Raw genomic sequence first — 2,068 nt, 5'->3', positions numbered from 1 at the left:
ACCAAATGACCATGGCCGGTAAGATGCGCCAGAGTATCTAAAAGAAGAAGGAGGCGGTTATGACTAATGAAGAACTGATTATGGAGCGACTCGACCATATTGAGGCCCAGTTAGCTCCTCTGGCCAAATCGATCAAGGGGATAAACGAATTCAAGGAGGATTTGACCCCCTTGGCCAATAATGCCATTCAACTAATGATCAAAGAGCTTGAGGACGTAGAATCCGGTTTCCAGGTGGAAGATCTGTTAGTGATGATTAAGCGGATGCTTAGAAGCGTGCGTAACATCACCTACGCCATGAATCAACTGGAAAACATCATTGACTTCGTCACCACCTTAGAGCCCTTACTTAAATCAACCGTGCCCCAGATAATAAATTACCTGGATGATCTGGAGCAGAGGGGCGTATTCCGCGTTATTCAGGCCATGTTGGAGGTCCGCGCCAAGATCGCAGCGGCCTACACGCCAGAGGACATCGAGGAGATCGGTGACGGCGTTGTCACCCTGCTCGGCCTGGCCAAGAAACTGACAGACCCGCAGACCATAGCTTTTTTTGAGAAGATGGCAGACCTGCCGGGTCAAGTGGATCTGACGACCTCCAAAGACGTCGGACCCTTAGGCTTTTTCTCGGCCTGCTCCGGAAAGGAAGTCAAGGCAGGCCTCGGCGTTTTGATGGAGCTAACCAAGGGGCTGGGCAAATTAAAAAATAATAATGCTCCCGAGCGTGCAGCGTCTGAATATTCCACGTAATGTCGCCTGAGTGAGGGGGCCGCATCAATCGCCCGGACTATTCAAGGATGCAAAAGGGAAAAAGAGATGTATACCACTTGGGAAAAGAGACGTTGCCCCAGATGACTCCTACTATCAGGGTCTTAGGCATAAGCTTTGGGTGTTTGTCTGGCGAGCAGGATGCTGTTTTGTCAGTTACTTCCAATTATGTAGAAGAAGGAGGGAGACATGAAAAAACAGATGGTGGAGTGTGAAGATGGTCGGAGAAGACAGGCGCGTGTTTATGGAATTCCAAAGGAAGAAGGTGATTATGAGATCTTACAGGCCGGAATCAGGCTTAAAGGGAAACACGTGACCGGGGAGGCTTGGCATGATCTGAAAACGGGTGGGTGGTATTTCTTTACCGGTCTTGATGGTAAAAATGTCGCTTTACTACCGAGACACGGTGAAAGGCCCAAAGAACCTTCTTCCTCGTTACTCCGGTCCCCGTCAATAAGAACGGAGTAAGTCAGGATGCACAGCATCTCTGGCAGCGAATTCTGTGGCTCTTCGGGTTTGGCCCGCCTCATAATTGAACCTTTGGACCTGCTGGTAAAAGCTCAATTATTGGGCGGGTTTTTTAAGAGCTTGTTTTTGTTAGCGACTATTGGGATACTGTTGCCCTAATCGAGCAAAAACACGATTAGGGGGCATTCAGCGATTGCCGATAATCTGTCAGGATACGATTTTCACCCAGATAATTATATTTCATCTATACTGAAATTATAGAATTTCGAGTAGATTTTTTCTCCTGATCGCTGACTACTGGCTTCTGACAGATTTCCATTGAGTGTTTCCCCTCAATTGGGGTGTTAATTTGCCCCATACTGACAACGCGCATAGTGACAGGCTGTGTCGTAAATGTCTTTCTGCGTTCTTTCATAGGGCTGAAGTAATATTGTCTACTGCTTACCTCTTCACCGTCATTTCTTTATTAAACACATCGCCTCCTCAGTTTTCCCATGAATAATGCTACTTTCATAGCCCGTGTCACATTGTAAGAGACAATGCAGGAAAAACCAGCCTGGGGGAGCGGTGTTTTTGAAACTCTTTTCACGCTTGATTTTTAGGGCCCCCTGTAGTTCATCCAGGAAGAGCTCTGCCAATGACGCAGGGATGCCGGTAATCAGAAAATTGAGAACCACTAAAGGTATCATGAGGAATAATAGGGCAAAAGTTGCAGTGGGGCTGAGCGGAGGAGTCGACTCTTCGGTAGCCGCAGCTCTTTTAAAGGAAAAAGAATATGACGTTGTCGGTATTACCATGGAGATATTTGACGGACATGAGGCAGCAAAACAGTC

3 protein-coding genes are annotated in these 2,068 nt (G+C 47.3%); all 3 read left to right on the top strand.

What is annotated here, in order from left to right; genetic code table 11:
- The first annotated feature begins 59 nt into the window (after window positions 1-59).
- Window positions 60-749: a DUF1641 domain-containing protein gene (locus tag JRI95_17135; protein MBW2063270.1), complete on the top strand. Its 690-nt coding sequence runs from the start codon at window positions 60-62 to the stop codon at window positions 747-749.
- Between the two features lie 207 nt (window positions 750-956).
- Window positions 957-1,235, top strand: a complete 279-nt coding sequence (locus tag JRI95_17130; GenBank protein ID MBW2063269.1) for a hypothetical protein — start codon at window positions 957-959, stop codon at window positions 1,233-1,235.
- Window positions 1,236-1,922: 687 nt separating this feature from the next.
- Window positions 1,923-2,068, top strand: a 146-nt coding sequence (locus JRI95_17125) for a tRNA 2-thiouridine(34) synthase MnmA (protein MBW2063268.1), incomplete at its 3' end; no start/stop codon positions are given.

Source organism: Deltaproteobacteria bacterium (assembly GCA_019308995.1).
In the GTDB taxonomy this organism is placed as follows: domain Bacteria; phylum Desulfobacterota; class Desulfarculia; order Adiutricales; family JAFDHD01; genus JAFDHD01.
The sequence above is the reverse complement of the archived record's forward strand: the minus strand, read 5'-3'. Positions and strand labels throughout refer to the sequence as shown.

Bases quoted from the DNA above. Each gene is read 5' to 3' on its own strand.
- JRI95_17135 (MBW2063270.1), top strand. From the start codon at position 60: ATGACTAATGAAGAACTGATTATGGAGCGACTCGACCATATTGAGGCC.
- JRI95_17130 (MBW2063269.1), top strand. From the start codon at position 957: ATGAAAAAACAGATGGTGGAGTGTGAAGATGGTCGGAGAAGACAGGCG.